The 18,259-nt window shown below is 39.4% G+C and carries 16 protein-coding genes; 2 read left to right on the forward strand and 14 right to left on the reverse strand.

The genetic code is table 11. The annotated features are described in order from the left end of the window. Positions 1 to 32 precede the first annotated feature (32 nt). The 4 genes from H561_RS0108870 to H561_RS22300 form a co-directional block, all read right to left on the reverse strand. Positions 33 to 1,499: a serine hydrolase gene (locus H561_RS0108870; RefSeq protein ID WP_027386675.1), complete on the reverse strand. Its 1,467-nt coding sequence runs from the start codon at positions 1,497 to 1,499 to the stop codon at positions 33 to 35. 84 nt (positions 1,500 to 1,583) lie between these two features. Then, positions 1,584 to 2,156: a helix-turn-helix domain-containing protein gene (locus tag H561_RS0108875; protein ID WP_027386676.1), complete on the reverse strand. Its 573-nt coding sequence runs from the start codon at positions 2,154 to 2,156 to the stop codon at positions 1,584 to 1,586. Between the two features lie 106 nt (positions 2,157 to 2,262). Then, complete coding sequence (locus H561_RS0108880; RefSeq protein ID WP_027386677.1) at positions 2,263 to 3,213, reverse strand: hypothetical protein; 951 nt, start codon at positions 3,211 to 3,213, stop codon at positions 2,263 to 2,265. A gap of 210 nt (positions 3,214 to 3,423) precedes the next feature. After that, positions 3,424 to 3,858: an FKBP-type peptidyl-prolyl cis-trans isomerase gene (locus H561_RS22300; RefSeq protein WP_051349344.1), complete on the reverse strand. Its 435-nt coding sequence runs from the start codon at positions 3,856 to 3,858 to the stop codon at positions 3,424 to 3,426. Between the two features lie 226 nt (positions 3,859 to 4,084). Here H561_RS22300 and H561_RS0108890 point away from each other — a divergent pair, with 226 nt between their 5' ends. Then, positions 4,085 to 5,083 (forward strand): catalase family protein, encoded by a 999-nt coding sequence (locus H561_RS0108890; RefSeq protein ID WP_027386678.1) that lies wholly within the window; start codon positions 4,085 to 4,087, stop codon positions 5,081 to 5,083. 116 nt (positions 5,084 to 5,199) lie between these two features. On the opposite strand, the gene H561_RS0108895 is transcribed toward H561_RS0108890, so the two are convergent. From H561_RS0108895 to H561_RS0108925, 7 genes are all read right to left on the reverse strand, one after another. Next, a complete protein-coding gene (locus tag H561_RS0108895; protein WP_027386679.1) occupies positions 5,200 to 6,246 on the reverse strand; it encodes a TerC/Alx family metal homeostasis membrane protein in 1,047 nt (348 codons plus the stop codon). A gap of 162 nt (positions 6,247 to 6,408) precedes the next feature. After that, positions 6,409 to 7,020 (reverse strand): TerD family protein, encoded by a 612-nt coding sequence (locus H561_RS0108900; protein ID WP_027386680.1) that lies wholly within the window; start codon positions 7,018 to 7,020, stop codon positions 6,409 to 6,411. 82 nt (positions 7,021 to 7,102) lie between these two features. Beyond that, positions 7,103 to 8,050 carry a hypothetical protein gene (locus H561_RS0108905; RefSeq protein WP_027386681.1) on the reverse strand — a complete coding sequence of 316 codons (948 nt, stop codon included), beginning with the start codon at positions 8,048 to 8,050 and terminating at the stop codon, positions 7,103 to 7,105. 15 nt (positions 8,051 to 8,065) lie between these two features. Next, positions 8,066 to 9,235 carry a toxic anion resistance protein gene (locus tag H561_RS0108910; protein ID WP_027386682.1) on the reverse strand — a complete coding sequence of 390 codons (1,170 nt, stop codon included), beginning with the start codon at positions 9,233 to 9,235 and terminating at the stop codon, positions 8,066 to 8,068. Between the two features lie 5 nt (positions 9,236 to 9,240). Further along, positions 9,241 to 9,795: a TerD family protein gene (locus H561_RS0108915; protein WP_027386683.1), complete on the reverse strand. Its 555-nt coding sequence runs from the start codon at positions 9,793 to 9,795 to the stop codon at positions 9,241 to 9,243. After that, on the reverse strand, positions 9,785 to 10,609 hold the full coding sequence (locus tag H561_RS0108920) for a phosphoribosyltransferase family protein (RefSeq protein WP_027386684.1): 825 nt from the start codon (positions 10,607 to 10,609) through the stop codon (positions 9,785 to 9,787). Before H561_RS0108920 ends, H561_RS0108915 begins: the two co-directional genes overlap by 11 nt. 1 nt (position 10,610) lies before the next feature. Beyond that, a complete protein-coding gene (locus tag H561_RS0108925; protein ID WP_034761806.1) occupies positions 10,611 to 11,285 on the reverse strand; it encodes an HAD family hydrolase in 675 nt (224 codons plus the stop codon). 622 nt (positions 11,286 to 11,907) lie between these two features. Between H561_RS0108925 and fusA the strand changes: the two genes are divergently transcribed. Next, positions 11,908 to 13,974: an elongation factor G gene (gene fusA / locus H561_RS0108930; protein WP_027386686.1), complete on the forward strand. Its 2,067-nt coding sequence runs from the start codon at positions 11,908 to 11,910 to the stop codon at positions 13,972 to 13,974. A 208-nt stretch (positions 13,975 to 14,182) separates the two neighbouring features. Here the strand turns inward: fusA and H561_RS0108935 are convergent, their stop codons facing one another. From H561_RS0108935 to H561_RS22305, 3 genes are all read right to left on the reverse strand, one after another. Next, on the reverse strand, positions 14,183 to 15,721 hold the full coding sequence (locus H561_RS0108935) for a SulP family inorganic anion transporter (protein WP_027386687.1): 1,539 nt from the start codon (positions 15,719 to 15,721) through the stop codon (positions 14,183 to 14,185). Positions 15,722 to 17,055: 1,334 nt separating this feature from the next. Then, positions 17,056 to 17,283 carry a hypothetical protein gene (locus H561_RS0108945; RefSeq protein WP_027386688.1) on the reverse strand — a complete coding sequence of 76 codons (228 nt, stop codon included), beginning with the start codon at positions 17,281 to 17,283 and terminating at the stop codon, positions 17,056 to 17,058. A 376-nt stretch (positions 17,284 to 17,659) separates the two neighbouring features. Further along, the gene (locus H561_RS22305; RefSeq protein ID WP_051349345.1) at positions 17,660 to 18,259 is read right to left on the reverse strand and encodes a hypothetical protein; all 600 of its coding nucleotides are present in this window, start codon (positions 18,257 to 18,259) and stop codon (positions 17,660 to 17,662) included.

The following is an 18,259-nucleotide window of genomic DNA, read 5'->3' on the forward strand; positions in this document are numbered from 1 at the left end:
GTTAAAATTTAACTTCACTATTTTTCCGAATTTTATTTAGTTTCTATATCTACAATCTTTCTCCCGGTTTCTCCGAAGTATTGATTGATGACAGCTTCATAAACGGTATATCCATTTTCAACATTAGTGAAAATCAGCAGTCCCTGTTTCGTCTTTGGCAACAGAAAAGCAATGGTGTTGACGCCTTTATCAGAACCGCCGTGTGAAAGAGCAATCTCATTGTTTCCAAGGTCATATATTTCAAAGCCGAGCCCGAAATATTTATCCTGTTTGATTTTAACCTGCCTGGTTTTTACAGCTTCAAAAACGGCTGGTGACAGCAGGTCGTTATTCATTACAGCCGCTAAAAAATTACCGTAATCTTCTACAGAGGTGATAAGATCATCTGCTGCATTTGCTGTTTTATTCTTTACCGTTTCGTAAGGCTTCCTGTTTTTATCATAACCTGTAACTATTCTCTCCGAATCTTTTTTCTCACTCCAGACATAGCTGGTGTCATTCATATTCAGAGGCCGGAAAATAAGTTCTTTGGCCAACTGTTCCAGACTTTTATGAAATTTATTTTCGATTGCTTTCCGCAGGTATTCAAAGCCCTCTCCTGAATATTGGTATCGGGTTCCCGGATCAGATTCAAAACTTAACTTGTTATCTTTACGCTGCCATCTCCAGTTTGGGAAACCGGTCTGATGGCTTAAAACCAACCGTGTCATTAATTTTTTATGCCTTGGATCTTTTGCAATATCCGGATCGGTCCAGTAATGGTAAAGCGGCTCATCAAGATTCCATTTTCCCAGGCTTACCAGGTGTAAAGCAATCATTGCAGTTATTGGTTTGGTCAAAGACGCAACATTAAAAAGGCTGTTATAAGGCGCTGTTTTTTTGCCGTCAAGAGTTCCGTATACTTTGATCTGGGTCAGCTTTCCATCTTCAATAACGCCTAAACCTAAAGTCGGGATCTTATTATCTTTCATCAGCTGCTCCAGATTATCCGTTATTTTTGCTTTACCGGGCTCATGATGATCATAACTAAGAACCTCACTCATTATCCAGTTTCCCTCTTTTTTTATCCAGACTGTGGTGAATTTGGCCTGGCCACCTAACAGATCTTCTTTATTCTTTTCACGGATATAAAACTGATGTTCCCCGGACTGTATCGCACCATACAAATCCCCGTTATTATACAGAGGAAAAACCTCCAGGCTGTTTTCTATCACTTTACGGATAGGCTTTTGGTTGGGATTTGAACATATATTCTGCTTTGTCCTTTCCAAAAACGTTTTTTTGTCCTGAAAGCCGCCTTTGTCATGGTAAAATTTAAGATCTCCGGCTACTGATTTTTCCAGATACAACATATCACAGTTATTGAACCCGCGTTCAAAAAAGAGGCTGTCCTGCTTTTTAAGTTCTAAAAACAGCGGTGATTTTTTATCAATCTGGGCCTGCAGGCTTCCGATGAACATGAAGAAAATAAGAATGCCGGAGCGAAAACATTTTGTCATTTATTTTTTTTGACAAAGATTCGGAATTATTTGATTTTAGCTAAAAAAACAACCCGACAAAGACCCGACAATTACCTGTCAGGATCATATCATATTGAAATTCAGTTTATAAAAAAGCTTCTGCCTTTTATCAATTTCATACGCATTTCTCAGGATTATATACAGATTGGCCAGTGCCAGAAGAATCATGGTAATCAAAACAGATCCTGAACCGAGTTTCATAAGAGCGACAATCATAAATATAACCGGTGCTATAACCGCTGAAAATATCTGGAGAGAAATAATCTGTTTGACCATTGAAGATTTCTGTTTTGTGAACAGCATGATCAACAACGGCAAAAGGAAATTAGCAATCGGGAACCATGCAAAAGGAATCGAGGAAAGATTAATTATTTTGACCAGGCTGTAATGTACAGTCTCTGTTTCTTCCTGTATTAAGACAGGTTGTTCATCTGTAACTTCTTCTTCATGAACCTCCGGAGATAATACATCTTTTTCATGAACACCAAGACCTGAAGCCAAGGCTTTCAATGTATATCCTTTGGGCGTTATTCCGCTTTCAATCCTTTGGATCGTCCTGACGGAAAGTCCTGACTTTTCGGCCAGTTCTTCCTGAGTGAGGTTCTGCTCTTCCCTGATTCTTCTTAATTCTGACATGGGTAAAAATAACAGACGCAATTTACAGATTTAAATGCTAAATGTTTACCTTAAAAACTGAAGAAATTATTGTTTCCATTCCAGACTTTATAAACTTTGCCTGAAGCTATAAAATCAATTTATCAAGATCCAGCAGCAGATAATTAATGTTCTGATTGATGGTTCGGGTTGCCGACTGCATCTGGTTCAGCATAGCCGCCCTGTTGTGCAGGTCATCGGAACGGTAATATCCGCCGTCACTGAAAATAACGGAATGGTCTGCTGCGTTCTGATCATCATCAAACTGATAATGCAGCCATCTCTGTTTCATACTGCTGATAATGGAATGCTTTTCCTTATTAGAAAATTTTTTCTCCGTGTACATGTACCAGATAAAAGGCGGGAAATTAGGGGATTCCAGTCTTTCTTTCCAGATGTCCCTCAACAAGTTCCTCTGGTGAATGAATTCCACTTTTTTTCCTTTCGGATTGAAGGTGGCCAGACCGAATCCAGCGCCCAGCGCACCGCCGCCGATGTCAATCGCACTGCTCCACGCATCATCCTTCACAATCCCGCCTGCGATGGATGCGGCAGCTCCTGTAATAATGGAATATAAAATCAATTTATTGTTCCGGGAATCATTGAGGTTATCCACATAATGTCCGATTTGCGCGACCCGTTCCCCTTCACAGTCAAATTCTGCAGCTACCGCATCCAGTTCCGTTAAAGCAATGGTTATTTTGCTGTTGATTTTACTTTTGAGCTGTAAAACCTTTACCTGGGAAGCCAGGGAAGTATCTTTTTTAAGCTCCATGATCTCATGAACCTCATCCAGATTGTCCAATGCATTTAAAATCAGGATGCTCTGATCAGAAAAATTTACCGTCAGTTCATGGTTGGCCGCAATAATGGAATCTGAATTGTAAGAGGGTATTTTATCTGAATAATTATATTTAAAGGGTGCTTTGCAGTAACTGTCTCTTAAAGTCAGGATATTCTGCCTGATGGCCTGGTTTTTTCTGGAAATACAGGAAGTCAGCATAAAGAAAGCCGTTAAAAGGCAAATCAGCTTTTTCATTTCATTGTATTTTATCAAGTCATCATACAGTTTTCGCCGTATTATCATTACACGCTTCAGACTTACTAAAAGTCTGACGGGTTTCGATTACGACAAACCATGTTCAACTTTGATCACTTCGTTGTTTCTAATTAATCTCATGACTAAAATACGGAAATAAAAAAATTTACCCGGAATCCAGGTAAATTTTAAGCTATTTTTAAGGTCAGGTTACTTAATCTCCAGCAATTCCACTTCAAAAACAAGCGTGCTGTTCGGTCCGATTTCTTTACTGATCTGTTGGTCTCCATACGCTAAATGCGGAGGGATAATCAGTCTCCATTTGCTTCCTGCTGGCATCAGCTGTAAAGCTTCCGTCCATCCTTTAATCACTTTATTTAAAGGGAATGAAGCCGGAGTTCCTCTTTTTACGGAACTGTCGAAAACTTTTCCGGAAATCGTGGTTCCGTGGTAATGGCATTTTACGGTAGACCTCGGGCCCGGCTTTTCGCCGTCTCCTTCTTTGATGATCTCATACTGCAGGCCGCTCGGCAACTGAACTACCGTTTCGCGCTTGCCATATTCTTCCATATACTCTTTACCGTCATTCAGGTTCTTTTCTGCCTGCTCTTTTTTACGTTTAAATAACATATCTGCTACGCCCATAATTGATATTTTTTACAAATATAGTATTTTTAAGGCTGGAAGATAAAGATTGGAAAATGAAAGCTGTCCATTACAATTCTATTTCAATCTTATAAAACACTTATTTTCAGGCTTCTAAATTCCTTTCTTTTAATATTAACCTTCAGTCATTAAAAGTTCAAATATCTTTAATACTCTATTAACACCGTTTTAAAAACTTGGCGTTATAATTGGACTTAAAAACTAAATGCCAGATCCATTAAAATATAACAAAGAATACGATAAGCTGACTGCAGACGAAGAGCAACTTCTTGAAATCAATAAAAAGAGCATTTCAGATTTCGTTGAACAGTCACCAACCACCAGTGATGTCCATTATGCCACCCGGAATGCGCATGCAAAGACCTATGCGGTTGTAAAAGGTGAATTTTTAATCGCTGAAAATATTCCTGAAAGATTCCAGCCGTTTTTTGATCAGGAAAAATATGACCTGACAATCAGGTTTTCCAATGCCCACCTTAAGGTTACGCGTGGGAAAAAAGATATTCCTGCCTATGGCTTTGCGGTTAAGATAAAAGACAGTAAAGGTACACTTATCGCCAATTACCCTTTGGTAAATTTTCCTTTATTCCCGATTAATTCCGTGAGTACTTTTTTAAAACTGTTTACTTCTGTGAATCAGTTCTTTGTCAAGAAATGGAGCTCTTTTTCGTTAATGCTTCAGATTATTAGAGTAATCCCTTCCACCTTTACCGGCTCCTTTGTGAAGAATATGATAAAACTCTGGAACAAAAGGAATGATTTCATCTTATCATTTGATTTTCATTCCGTTGGCGTATACCGCCTGGGCGACCATATGATGAAGATTAAACTGAAACCCCAGTCTGTCGACCGGCATTTCGGGAAAAAATTAAAAATAAAGGATGCCGTTGAAAATTATTTAACCGATCACAACTTTACCGCTGATGTTTTGGTCCAGATCTGTTACGATTTAAAGAACCAGCCTGTTAACCAGCTGAACGTAGAATGGAAAAAGTCGCCCTTCATCAAAATCGGGGAAGTGAAAATCGATAAAAACGCTCTGCTGGATGCTCAATCCTGTGATAATGAAATGCTGTCATTCAATCCTTTTGAAAACAAAGTTTTCTTTCAGCCGGTAGGGAAAATCCAGAAGCTGAGGGATGAAGCGTATAAAGTTTCAATACAGACCCGGCGTAAGATGAACAAGCTGCTGAAATACCAATAGTAAATACTAAGCCTGCTTTACGAACTGTAATTATTCAGGAAGTGCATTGTTTATTTAATCAATTCAGGCATACATAAAAAAAGGCTTTACTTATCGTAAAGCCTTTCTATTTAATTTTATTGTCCGATTTCTTCTTTTTCTTCATCATCTTTTTTATCAGGGAAAATCACTGATAACAGAACGGAGATGACCAATACTCCACCTACGATTCCCAATGAAACAGGAGACGAAATATGAAACCACGGTGCAATGAGCATCTTGATACCGATAAAGGTCAGGATCACCGCCAGCCCGTAAGGCAGTTTGCTGAACATATGAATAAAGTTCGCCAGCAGGAAGTACAGAGATCTTAATCCTAAAATCGCAAAAATATTGGACGTATATAGGATAAACGGATCATTGGAGATGGCAAAGATCGCAGGGATGGAGTCCACTGCAAAAAGGACATCCGTAAATTCAATAACCGCAACCACCACTAAAAGCGGCGTGGCCATTTTGATACCGTTCTGAACGGTAAAGAATTTATCCCCTACGTAATTATCGGAAACCTTCCAGAATCTTTTAATCAGTCTTGCCCCTGCGGTATTGCTGTAATCTTCATCATCACCATCGTCACCGCCACCCCAGGATTTAATTCCGGCATAGACCAGGAACAGGCCAAACAGGGCCATCACAACATTAATCTTCACCGGATGCCCGAAAATATTCATTTCAGGAAGGTAGGTCAGATTAATCAGGCCGACTCCCGCAAAGATGAATACCGCCCTGAAAATCAGGGCCCCGATAATACCCCAGAACAGCACTTTGTGGTGAAGGTATTTCGGGACTTTAAAGAACCCGAAAACCAATATGAATACAAATAAATTATCCACTGAAAGCGCTTTTTCAATCCAGTATGCTGCCTGATACTGGGTAAATTTCTCTACCGCCAGTGCATGGCTTCCGGGACCTATATCTGAATTATAAACCCAATAGACCACTCCGGAAAAAGCCATAGACAGCGAGATCCAGACAATTGACCAGATAGTCGCTTCCTTGGAGGAAACCTCATGACTCTTTTTATTGAAAACCCCTAAGTCAAGGAGCAACATGATAACCACGGTTACCGCAAATCCCCAGACCAGACCGGGATGAAGATCTAAAATACTTTGATGTGTGTCCACTTTCTAATGTGCTTATGATACGATAAAAGCAATAGCTGTACAACAGACAGTTATTGCTGAATTTAATATTTAAATTTTATCAATAGTAAAAACCGGATTAAGCCTGTTGATTAATATGCTTACCTCTGTTTATACTGATAAAATATTTAACCGTTTCTATGTTTACAAATACTTCTGCTTTACAGTTTCAATGGTCTCCTCCAGTTTCCTGTCTTTTGTAGGATCTCCGACCGCATTGAACTTCCATTCTCCGTTTCTTTTGTAGAATACCCCCATGACCATCGCCACATGACCCTTGAAAGAGGCATCATTGGCAATATCATACTTGGCGAACACTTCCCTCACATTGGTAGGCGTTCCTTCATAAATCCTGATCGAAGCAAAAGGAATGGTTCCGAAATCCTGCCCTTTGTAGCTGTTTAAAACCAGGGCAACATGTTCAACATTGGAATCCAGATTGCTGAAATCTACGGTGATTACTTCATTGTCAAGCCCGTCATCCCCGTTCACGTCACCTGTCAGGTCATCCCCGCTGTGTTTTACAGATCCGTTTTTTGATTTCAGGTTACCGAAGTAGATCACTTCCGTAGCATTTTTATTTGAATCATATAAAATACAGCTTCCGTCAAGATCCACAGCTTCTTTTGATGTTCCGCCGAAGAAGCTTTTTTTCTCTATTGCTCCCCAGTTGATTCCTACACAGGCCTGCGTAAGTGCCGTTCCGTTTTCTTTTGTCAGGTTAATTCTCTGACCTTTCTGTAAGTTAATCGCCATATTTTGATGTTTAGTGTTATTATTTCCTGCAAAACCGCTACCTAATATTTTACGGTTTTACTGTTTTGTTTGGGTTTCATTATTAATTATTAAGATTTAAATTCAGCATCGCACGAAGGATATTGGTTTCTTCATTAATGTCGAATATCTTGCTCATGATGTCTACATTTTCCAGATTTCTCAGATAATCCTGCAAGACGGTAATTACCTGGTCCGGCAGTACTTTCTTTCTTTCGCTGATGGTTTCCTCAAGCTTCTCATTTTTACTTCTCAGCTGATGGACAAGGGTCTGCTGGTTTGATTCATTGGGCATCATATCCAGTTTTTCCAGTTTTTTAGGATCAATCAGATACATTTTCCTGCCTTCAATGTCAAAGATAAAATAATCATCAGTCTGAAATAACTTGAACAGTTCATACTCATTCCCCGAAATATTGTACCCGCAGACAAAACGGACTTTAAAGTTCTGGATATTAAGCCTTCCCAATAATTTCCTTTCCACCTGATAGTCGAGGTACTGATATGCAGGAAATGATCCCGACTTCAGCAATTCTTCATCCACCCCGGTCTTGTAGAATTCAGCTGCATATTTTTTATAGAAATACAGCACATTTTCCCAATTCAGCCGGAACTTGTCTTCCGTAAGGTCTTTATACAGGCTTTTTAACTGATTGGAAAATATACCGCTGTACATTCTCCGTTCCGTTTCAAAACCATCGGCCTGTTTTTCTTCAAAACCTGAAATATATTTGTTGTTGACATCAATTTCATTGATGACCGCCAGCATGTCATTTTCCTTCTGTCTTTTGATTTTCGTCAGAAGCTCAATAAGGCTGTCGGTATACTGAAGGTGGAACAATTCAAGCTTACTGTAATCAAGGGCTTTATTCTCCTGAAAAAGATGATGGATAACATCGGTTTTAATGTAGATCGATATTATATTAGCATTTTCAAAAAAATTGGCAAGAAGTTTAAGTTTCGTTAATCTTCTTTTACTTTGGGACAGTATGTTTACAGCTTCATCATCCACCTTTTCAGGGTATTATTATCCTCTTACGTTTGCTTTCAGTTCGTGTTCCAGCGTCATCAGATCCTGATCCAGCTTTCTTCTGCCTTCCGCTCCCTGCTTCTGGATCTGTTTTACCTCATTTAAGGTACTGATCAGTTTGGAAGTGGTTTCTCTTAACGTCTCCACGGAAACGACCGTCTGTTCATTGGCTCTGGCCACATTGATCGAATTCTGGCCCAGACGCTCGGCATTCTTCTTTAAGATCTCTTCAGTGGTGGCAGAAACTTTCTGCTGGATTTCAATGCTCTGCTGCTGCCTGTACATGGCAACGGCTAGCGAAAGCTGGTTCTTCCAGAGCGGCAGCGTGGTCGTTAAGATGGTCTGCGCTTTTTCAGCAATGGAAACGTTATTGTTCTGCACCAGCCTGATCTGCGGAAGCGACTGCATCATGATCAGACGGACCACTTTAAGGTCTGCCAGCCTGCGGTCCAGCCTTGCGATAAAATCCCTTTTGTCTGCAATCTCATAATCCTGGTAATTCTGCGGGGCGGCCTCCATGGTCGCAAGCTCGGCGGCTGCTTTTTCCATTCTCAGGTTTCCGGCAATCACCAGTCCTTCGATCTGTTTGATCGCATTGACATTGCTTTCAAAAATTGTCTGCAGTACTGCGTTGTCTTTTGTAGAAGTGATGATTCCCGCATTTACTTTATAGGCAATCTGGTCGATATTGTTGACGATCTTGTCATATTTTGCAAATAAATTCTCCACCTGCGTTATCAGTGTTTTCATGAACGGCAGCTTGCTTAAAAAGCTTTTGAATTTATTCTGGTTGAGTTCTTCAACATCCACGTAATTAAGCTCAACCAATAAATTATTGATCAGCTCTCCCACTTCTCCGGAATTGGAACGTCTTACATTCCCTAAGAAACTGTCACTCTGGTTAGAGAGTGTCCTCTGAAGATCGGCTCCGAAGTTGACGATTGATCCCGGATTGGTTTCATCGATGGAATCGGCAAGAACTTCATATTTTTTGCGTTCTTCTACCTGCAGCTGAGCCAGGTTAACGTTGCCGTCCCTGTCTACGACTACCGGTGCCGCTCCCTGAGATGCTGCCGGTGCAGGCTGTTGCTGTGGTGCAGGTTCAAAGGTTTTAAGCGGTTCAATCGACTGAAGCGGGTCTATAGGTTGGTTGGGTTGATTATCCATAGTGATTATTGATACATTGATACAAATTTGTCAAGGCCTTCTCTCTGTCCGCTTCCTACAGCTTCGAATTTCCATTCACCGTTTCTGTTATAGATCCTTCCGAATTCCACAGCAGTCTCAATGGAGAAATCTTCGTCCAGTTCATATTTTAAAATCTCTTCATTGGTCTCGGTATTGAAAATCCTGATAAAAGAATTTCTTACCTGTCCGAAATTCTGTCTTCTGGCATCTGCTTCGTGAATGGTCACCACAATTGTGATTTCCTTTATGGCCTCATCAATTTTGGTCAAATCAATATTAATCTGCTCATCATCTCCTGATCCGTCTCCTGTCAGGTTATCTCCTGTGTGAATAACCGCTTTGTCCGGAGATTCCAGGTTATTATAAAAAATAAAGTGGTTGTCGGAAACCAGTTTCTTATTTTCGCCCAGTAAAAATAAGGAAGCATCCAGGTCGAAGCCTGTTCCCGTTGAGGTATTGTTGACATCCCATCCCAATCCCACGGTAAATTTGGGAGCGTTTATATTTTCTCTCTGTCCTTTCTGTAAGTTAATAGCCATAATATAATTCAGTTTGTGTTAAAGTGTTTATATTGTTTTCGTATTCTTTTATTAAATGATAATTGTTGCTGATCGCCAGTTCAAGCAGGTGATCCATGTGTTCTTTTTTTACTTTAGACGAAAGATAGTCAAATTTACCTGATTCCAGGCCCAAAATATATTTTACAATCCGTGTATTGAACTGGAAACTCGGTCTCATCATCACTTCTGCAATATGTTCCACAGTGTTCACCGCATAATAATTAAAGAAGTTTTCAATTTTCGGATCGATATCAAAGTTCATCAGCTCAGCATAATACATAAAAAGGAAGTCTCCTTCCACGTCATACTGCTCCAGAATTTTATTCACGGTATATTCATGACTTCCCGTAATTTTAATGTCGTCTATAAAAATACAAAGTTTTCCCCTGAGAAAATCTTTATCCAGATAATACGTATCGTTGGAGATTAAATTTTTCCGGTCTTCAAAACTCAGATTTCCATAATCAGTCGTATAGGTATGGTTTCTGTTTATTTTTGATAAAATGCTTGATTTTTTTCCTTTTTTAAACAGATAAAAATCAAGATGCTTTTTAAAGTAAAAACACAAAAAATTGGAAGCCGTAGGAATGGCCATGTAAGGACTCGGCAGCACTACGATTTCTTTTTCGGAATCCAGGAGGCGGTTGTGCTCAAAAACAAAACCATTGAATAATTCTTTGGCAAATTTCTCTGCATACGCCTTGTCGCCATATTTAAAATAGCTGTATTCTTCAGGCGAAAAAGTAAACTCATCCGCCGAATGAATGGGATGTAAGCTGTATCTTTTATTCATATTATATTGGGTGTTTGAGTAGGTGTGCATTAAAGCCGAAATCCTTTGCGCCTTTATAATCCGCAACGGGATTGTCACCGACATGCAGAATCCGGTGTAAGTCAAGCGCCTGGTCTTTGATTAAAGATTTTACTTCCTGGAATATCCGGGGACTGGGTTTTGAACAGTTCATTTCATCGGAATACACATGAAAATCAATATACTGATCAAGATTTTCATTAATCAGGAATTTCCGCATCGTTTTGCCTTTGATAAAACCGGTATTGCTCAGAATACTGATCGTTTTCCCCTGATTTCTGATTTCTTCAAAAAACTGGTGTAAATTTTCAAAAATCACAACCGGTTTGTACTCGAGGAACAGGTCTTCGCTTTGCTGATAGAATTGATTTAATTTTTCTTTATCTAACTGCTTAAGATCCACATCCAGTGCACCCAGAATGAGCAGATAGATTTCAAAAGTATCCACATTACCGCCGATAACTTCATTGATGGTATTGCAGAGATCATCATAATATTTTACGACTTCCGCAACCTGGTCAATTGGTTTATTAACCTCAAAAAAAGAGGAGAACAGCTCCACTCTTTTGGCTTTGAATTCAGGATGGGATTTGATGAGGGTAAGCCACAGATCAAAAGAAAAATGTGAGTGATTACGGATGTCTATATCTGTTTTCAAAATCTTATAAGTTAAAGTTTTATTTAGCTTTTTCTTAGAAAAGTTGAATTGATTTCAAGTTTCATCATTAGTTTTTAACCGAATCAGGCCAATTCTTCCCAAAGATAGAATTTTTAGTGATAAACTATAATTTTTTATAACTTTTTAAGATTATCGAAATCCGTACCAGAAAAATATTTTTAAAAAGCTTTTGACATTTAAATATTTTTTATAATTTCGCAATCGATTAACAATCAATAATGTCAACAAAAATGATAAATATAATTACTTTAAACCACCCTATCAGAGCTGTGTACTTTGGTAGCACTAAATATTTATCTGAATAACGATCGACCTTTATAAATAAAAATATAACGAAGGCCCGTCTGTTCAGATAGGCCTTTTTTGCTACCCCTACTTTCAGCTTTCGAATATTCGAGTTCGCCGTCTTTAATTTTAACGCAAGAATAATTTTCTTCCTGATAAAAAGTGAGCAAATGCTTTAATCAATAAATTGATTTTAAGAGTATGCTTCATCAAAGGTTTGTCGCCATTCTTTGCTCTCAAATAAAATAGTTTTAAACAGGAATTTTGCGTTAAAAACAAAGCACAGCTTTTAAATCAACAATTTAAATTAAACAAAATGAAATACAACACACGAAATATAGGGATCATAGCACACGTCGATGCAGGAAAAACGACTTTAACGGAACGGTTGCTCTATTACACGGGAATGATCCACAAAATCGGAAACGTAGACGACGGAAATACTACAATGGACAAGGATATCCAGGAGAAAAACCGGGGAATTACCATTTCATCCGCTGCCATTTCAACCCAATGGAAAAAAGACGATGCCATTTTCAATGTCAACATTATTGATACGCCGGGACATATTGACTTTGCAGTGGAAGTCGAGCGTTCATTAAGGGTTCTGGACAGTGTTATTGCCGTTTTATGTGCTTCCTCGGGAGTCCAGCCTCAAACGGAAAATGTCTGGTTCCAGGCTGAGAAGCATGGCATTTCCAAAATATGTTTCATCAATAAAATGGACCGAATCGGAGCCGATTTTTTTGCTGTTTTACATGAAATCAGAACAAAGCTGAATGCGGTTCCCCTGGCACTGCAGATTCCGATCGGTTCTGAAGATCATTTCGAAGGGGCCATTGATCTGATTAAGCAAAAAGCATTGTATTGGACCGATGAAAACGGAGAAACTGTCGTTGAGAAGGAAATTCCTGAACATTATAAAGCCGAGGCGGATGAATGGAGAATGAAACTAACGGAGACTTTGGCAGAACATGATGAAACTTTCTTTGGAATTTTCATGGATGCTGAACATCAGATTTCCGAAGAAATGATTACCAAAGCTATAAAAAGAACCTGTCAGTCAAAAAGTTTAGTGCCTATTTTATGCGGCTCTGCTTTTAAAAACAAAGGGGTCCAGCCGTTGCTTGATGCAGTTGCGGATTATCTTCCGGCTCCGGATCAGCTGCCTTCTGTGAAAGGAAAGGATGCAAGAACCGGAGAAACCGTTGAACTCGAAAGGAATAAAGAGGAAACGTTTTCAGGATTGGTTTTCAAAGTCGTTATCGATAAGCATATGGGTAAACTGGCCATGCTCAGGATATATTCGGGAAGCATAAAACCCGGCGATACCGTACAGAATGTGAGAACAGGCGAAAGTTTTAGGATTTCAAGAATTTTGCAGATGCAGTCGGACAAAACGTTAACGATTGGAGAAGGAAAAGCCGGTGATATCGTTGCTTTAACGGGAATAAAGGATGCGAAAACAGGAGATTCTTTATCATCTGCTGAACGACCGGTTCTGCTGGAATCCATTACGATACCTGCACCGGTGATCCGCGTTTCGATTGAGCCGAAAACAAATGCTGATGAGAAATCCTTCGGTCTGGTTTTAGCAAAAATACAGGAAGAAGATCCCTCACTAGTTGTTGAAAGGGACAGACAAACGGGCGAAACTTTGTTGAGCGGCTTGGGAGAATTACATCTCGAAGTGACGCTGGAAAAGATCAGACTGAATCACGGAATTGAAATCAGCCAGGGAACACCTAAGGTTTCTTACCGGGAGATTTTAACCGAAACCAGAAAGCACAGGGAAAAACTTTCGAAACAAAACGGGGGAAGCGGACAGTTTGCTGACATTACTTTTGAAATCGGGCCTCGTGAAAATAATGAAACCGGTTTGGAATTCATTAATCAGATTAAAGGAGGAGTTATTCCGAATGAATTTATTCCGGCTGTTGAAAAAGGTTTCAGAGAAGCCATGGAAAACGGGCCTTTGAGCGGAAACCCTTTGGAAAGTATGAAAATTATACTTCTGGATGGCTCTGCGCACAGTAATGATTCTCATGCTTTAGATTTTGAAATCGCTGCACGGGATGGTTTCAGAGAGGTTGCAAAACAGTGCAAACCTAAGGTGCTGGAACCGGTCATGCAGGTTGAAATTATAAGTATTGAAGAATATACCGGCGCCATAACGGCAGACATCAACAAACGAAGAGGGATGATTACCTCGATTGATGAAAAGTCGGGAAGAAAGATCTTCACTGCGGAAGTGCCGCTGGCTTCAACGTTCGGATATATTTCTGATCTGAGAACCCTGACAAGCGGCAGAGCGTCGATCAGCATGAAATTATCACACTATGCTTTAGTACCGGATTTCATTGCGAATACATTGGTAACCTAAATAATGAGGGCTGTAAATTCTGTTTACAGTCCTTGTTTGGTTATTCATCATAAATCATCAATGATGAACGGAGAGTTTCTTTCGCAGATTTTAATGTGTTTTTCTTCTTGGTACTAATTTTATTCCCCACAGATTTCACGGATCTGTACAGATTTCTTTTTACGTAGAGCTATACTCTTCCAGCCTTCCGTTTATTACCCCCATGCTTCTATTTTTCAGGCATCACCTTATACGTAGGATCCTCCTGGATATTCACTTCAATGACCGCCTCCGCATCTTTCAGCATTTTGACAGAGTCCTCACTTAAATGTCTTAAATGAATTTTTTTACCCATTTCACTGTATTTTTTTGACAGTTTATCCAGGGCATCAATGGCACTCATATCAACAATCCGGCTTTCCCTGAAATCAACGACCACCACTTCCGGATCGCCTGCCGGATCAAATTTATCGGTAAAAGCAGTGGCAGAACCGAAAAACAGCGGTCCGTAAATTTCATAATATTTAACGTCGTCAGCATCTATATGCTTTTTGGCCCGGATTCTTTTTGCACTGTCCCAGGCAAAAACCAGGGCTGAAATAACCACGCCCACCAAGACGGCCAGGGCCAGGTTATGAAGGATAATCGTAATCAGGGCCACTGTAATACCGACAAAAATATCGGATTTCGGCATCTTATTGATAATTCTGATCGATACCCACTGGAAGGTACTGATGGCCACGACCATCATCACCCCTACCAAAGCAGCCATCGGAATTTTCTCAATAAAAGGGGCCCCGATGAGAATGATGATTAAAATAGTAACCGAAGCAATAATTCCCGAAAGCCGGGTTCTTGATCCTGCATTGAGGTTTACCAGGGTCTGTGCGACCATGGCACATCCGCCCATTCCGCCGAAGAACCCATTGGTAATGTTGGCCAGTCCCTGTGCCACCGATTCCCTATTGGCGTTTCCTTTTGAGTTTGTAATTTCATCAACCATGGATAAGGTTAGAAGCGATTCGATCAGACCGACCCCGGCCATGATCAGCGCATACGGAAAAATAACCTGTAAAGTTTCTAATGAAAAAGGAATTTTCGGGATGTGGAACCTGGGCAGGGTTCCGCTGATACTGGCAATGTCGGCCACGGTTTTTGTACTGATCCCGAATCCTGAAACTACTGCAAAAACCAGTATAATGGCTACCAAAGATGCCGGAACCATTTTTGTTATTTTAGGAAAAAAGTACACGATGGCAATGGTTAAAGCCGTTAACCCGGCCATTACATATAAAGAACTTCCCTGCAGCCAGCTTACCGTCCCGTCAGCACCGGTAATTTTAAACTGTTCGACCTGGGCCATGAAAATAATAACTGCCAGGCCATTCAGGAAACCGTACATCACAGGCTGCGGAATCAGCCGGACAAATTTTCCCCACCGGAAAATCCCCACCGCCATCTGAAAGATCCCTCCGAGTACAACCGTTGCGAAAAGATACTCTATACCGTGGGTTTTTATCAGTGCGATCAGCACCACGATGGTGGCACCGGCCCCGCCGGAAACCATTCCGGGCCGGCCGCCCAGAACAGCCGTAACCAAACCCATCATAAAGGCAGCATATAAGCCTGTCAGGGGAGAAAGCCCTGCGAGTATGGCAAACGAAAGCGATTCCGGAATCATCGTCATAGCAACGGTAAATCCGGCCAGCAATTCGTTTTTATAATTTATTTTTTTCGAAAAATCGAACAGGCTTAAGGTATTTTTCATGACGCCCCAAAGGTAGGCACTTGATTTTTTTTGCACAAACTTTATATCGCCGCATTACTCAGGAGCATTGATTGAACTCTTTACGATAAAAGCATCCTGTCCCCCGGTTTAAAAATCTGAGTCCGGAATCTGTTGTGTCTGAATGACATAAAACTGGCCAGGATTCCATTAATGAAAAATACTGATCAACTGAAAGATCTTAAAATCCTGAATCTTTTGCAGGATCAGCAGAAACACAATCTGTCCACCAGTTGTATGTCTAAAAAATACATGATCAGTAGGACGACCATTACCAAACGGAAAAAATTTTGAGAAAGAATTTGAAAAGTACAGGCCCGGTAAGCTGTGCACAATACCCTAAAATAAATCCGGAAACGATACGTTCGTTTCCGGATTTTATTATTAAAGGCAACAGATAGGAAAAGAAAAAACGGGGCACGTCAAGCCGGAGTCGAACCGGATAATCCTGCCGGAATTACCGGCTTCATTACTCCTCCCCAAATGTGACGATGGAGCTTTTCCTTACGACACTTTATTTTTAAACAAGGCAACAGTCAAAAAGTGCAGTCGTGCTCTAACCAGCTGAGCTACTCTCCCGTTTCCATTTGTGTTTTGTTGTGGAAGAGGCGGGACTCGAACCCGCGACCCCGTCGGTGATAGCGAAGTAACACTATTCTACGGCACTTGTTTTTATTTTTATTAAAAAGAGGCAAAAAATGAAAAAACTTATATAAACCGTTTTCAGGTTTATTTTTGGAGTTGAACCAATATCATAAGATGTACCGAAGTAAGTTTTCTCTACGACACTCTTTATGGTAATCAAGGTAAAAAATTAAGAATCTTTCAGTGCATTTGCTCTACCTGCTGAGCTACTTCTCCTTTTCAAGGGAAAAGACAGGATTCGAACCTGTGACCCAATGATTAATATTCGAAGTATGATTCTAAAACGACACTTGATATTTATTATTTTATTTTTAAAAATACAAAGCAAATACTGATAAAAGTTTTGCTAAAAACGGTCTAACCACTCGACCATACCTTTCGGCGAGAAGATTGACTCCGTCGAATCTTTGATTTCGAACCCCTGTAAAAATCAAAGTAACTTTTATCTGCGGCACTTGCTGGATAATTTAAAACCGGGCAATTTTTAAAAAGAATTTTTGTTCAATGAAAGTCGAAGGAATTCTTTCTTACGGCACCGGTTGTTTTAAGTAAGGTAAAAAATCAAACAGAGACTTACCGACAGAGTGATACCATTACACCATCCCGATTCCGGGAACAGGATTCGAACCTGTATTGCTGTCCCCAAACGAAGAAATTCTGTTTTACGACACTTACTTTTTATTTTTCCATTGGGTATTTCTATATTTTTTCCAATTTCTTTGAAACTTAATTTCTTTTGAATTAATAGTTTCGTAGCCATGTGGAAAACACCATGAACATCCCATATCGTCCCCATATAAAATTCTGGAAATCCGGATATTTGAAGTTTTCTCCGGGAAATCAATCAATCCGTATTTATCGATTCCGAAAGCTTGTCTTAGTGACTTGAATTTTTTCATAAGTATTGAGTATTAACCTCAATACAGTGCTTCTTTCAGACATTTTTTATAATGATTCATAGTTATTGTTTTTGTATTACCGCAAAATTATAGCGTGAGTACGCATTCTTTTTATGCCGTTGAAATTTATTTTAAAAACCAAGTAATAATTATAAGCGTTTTTAGATTGTTCAAGTTATAAGTTTGACGATGGAACTCTTACAGACGACATTGGTTAGTTTAAACCGAGCGATCTCACAAAAAGACTCTGTTTCAATGGGAAGTCGAAGGATTTCTTTTCTTACTGCATCGGTTATTTTTTAAGTTCTTATGGTTATTGTTATTTAGTGTTGCAAAGTTATTGCGTTACTACGCATTCTTTTTACGCAGTTGAAATTTATTTTAAAAGTTTTACGACTCTATGATTGAAATTTATTTGTCGTTCTCTCATTTTATTAATTTCAGTTTTTAATTCTGATTCATTAACTTCAAAAACAGGCTGTATGTTTTCCAATTCACTTAACGTTAACTCCGTATACTCTGAAAATTCAATTTTACCTTCATTTTTTCTATAAAAAACATAAGGATGCCCAATCCATAATTGTGACCAGCCTGATGAATTATTCTCAAAAATATATTCCCAATCCTTTAAATCTGCAAGATCTACACAGCAAGTTGGTTCAAGAAGAATCTCATCATCTTTCTTTAAAATCAACCCACCATTAAATAACATCAGATAATCTTCGTCTTCAGTTTCGACATCATTAAAAACTACTTTCAAAATAATTTTTAAATTTTCATCATCCACAGTTTCAATATCTACAAAATAAGAACCTTTCTTAATTGGATTCAAATCCAGATTTAATGTTGCTATAGCTTTTTGCCATCTTTCATGAAAATCTTCAAAGTTTGATAAATCTGCCAGTTCGGGCAATTCATATTCTTCCTTCGAGTATCTAAAAGGATTAATTTCAATGACATTAAAAAGTTGTATCAT

Source organism: Chryseobacterium gregarium DSM 19109 (genome assembly GCF_000430845.1).
In the GTDB taxonomy this organism is placed as follows: domain Bacteria; phylum Bacteroidota; class Bacteroidia; order Flavobacteriales; family Weeksellaceae; genus Chryseobacterium; species Chryseobacterium gregarium.

Bases quoted from the DNA above. Each gene is read 5' to 3' on its own strand.
- H561_RS0108915 (WP_027386683.1), bottom strand. From the start codon at position 9,795: ATGGCTATTAACTTACAGAAAGGACAGAGAGAAAATATAAACGCTCCC.
- H561_RS0108890 (WP_027386678.1), top strand. From the start codon at position 4,085: ATGCCAGATCCATTAAAATATAACAAAGAATACGATAAGCTGACTGCA.
- H561_RS0108875 (WP_027386676.1), bottom strand. From the start codon at position 2,156: ATGTCAGAATTAAGAAGAATCAGGGAAGAGCAGAACCTCACTCAGGAA.
- H561_RS22300 (WP_051349344.1), bottom strand. From the start codon at position 3,858: ATGGGCGTAGCAGATATGTTATTTAAACGTAAAAAAGAGCAGGCAGAA.
- fusA (WP_027386686.1), top strand. From the start codon at position 11,908: ATGAAATACAACACACGAAATATAGGGATCATAGCACACGTCGATGCA.
- H561_RS0108900 (WP_027386680.1), bottom strand. From the start codon at position 7,020: ATGGCGATTAACTTACAGAAAGGTCAGAGAATTAACCTGACAAAAGAA.
- H561_RS0108870 (WP_027386675.1), bottom strand. From the start codon at position 1,499: ATGACAAAATGTTTTCGCTCCGGCATTCTTATTTTCTTCATGTTCATC.
- H561_RS0108935 (WP_027386687.1), bottom strand. From the start codon at position 15,721: ATGAAAAATACCTTAAGCCTGTTCGATTTTTCGAAAAAAATAAATTAT.
- H561_RS0108910 (WP_027386682.1), bottom strand. From the start codon at position 9,235: ATGGATAATCAACCCAACCAACCTATAGACCCGCTTCAGTCGATTGAA.
- H561_RS0108920 (WP_027386684.1), bottom strand. From the start codon at position 10,609: ATGAATAAAAGATACAGCTTACATCCCATTCATTCGGCGGATGAGTTT.
- H561_RS0108945 (WP_027386688.1), bottom strand. From the start codon at position 17,283: ATGAAAAAATTCAAGTCACTAAGACAAGCTTTCGGAATCGATAAATAC.
- H561_RS22305 (WP_051349345.1), bottom strand. From the start codon at position 18,259: ATGATACAACTTTTTAATGTCATTGAAATTAATCCTTTTAGATACTCG.
- H561_RS0108880 (WP_027386677.1), bottom strand. From the start codon at position 3,213: ATGAAAAAGCTGATTTGCCTTTTAACGGCTTTCTTTATGCTGACTTCC.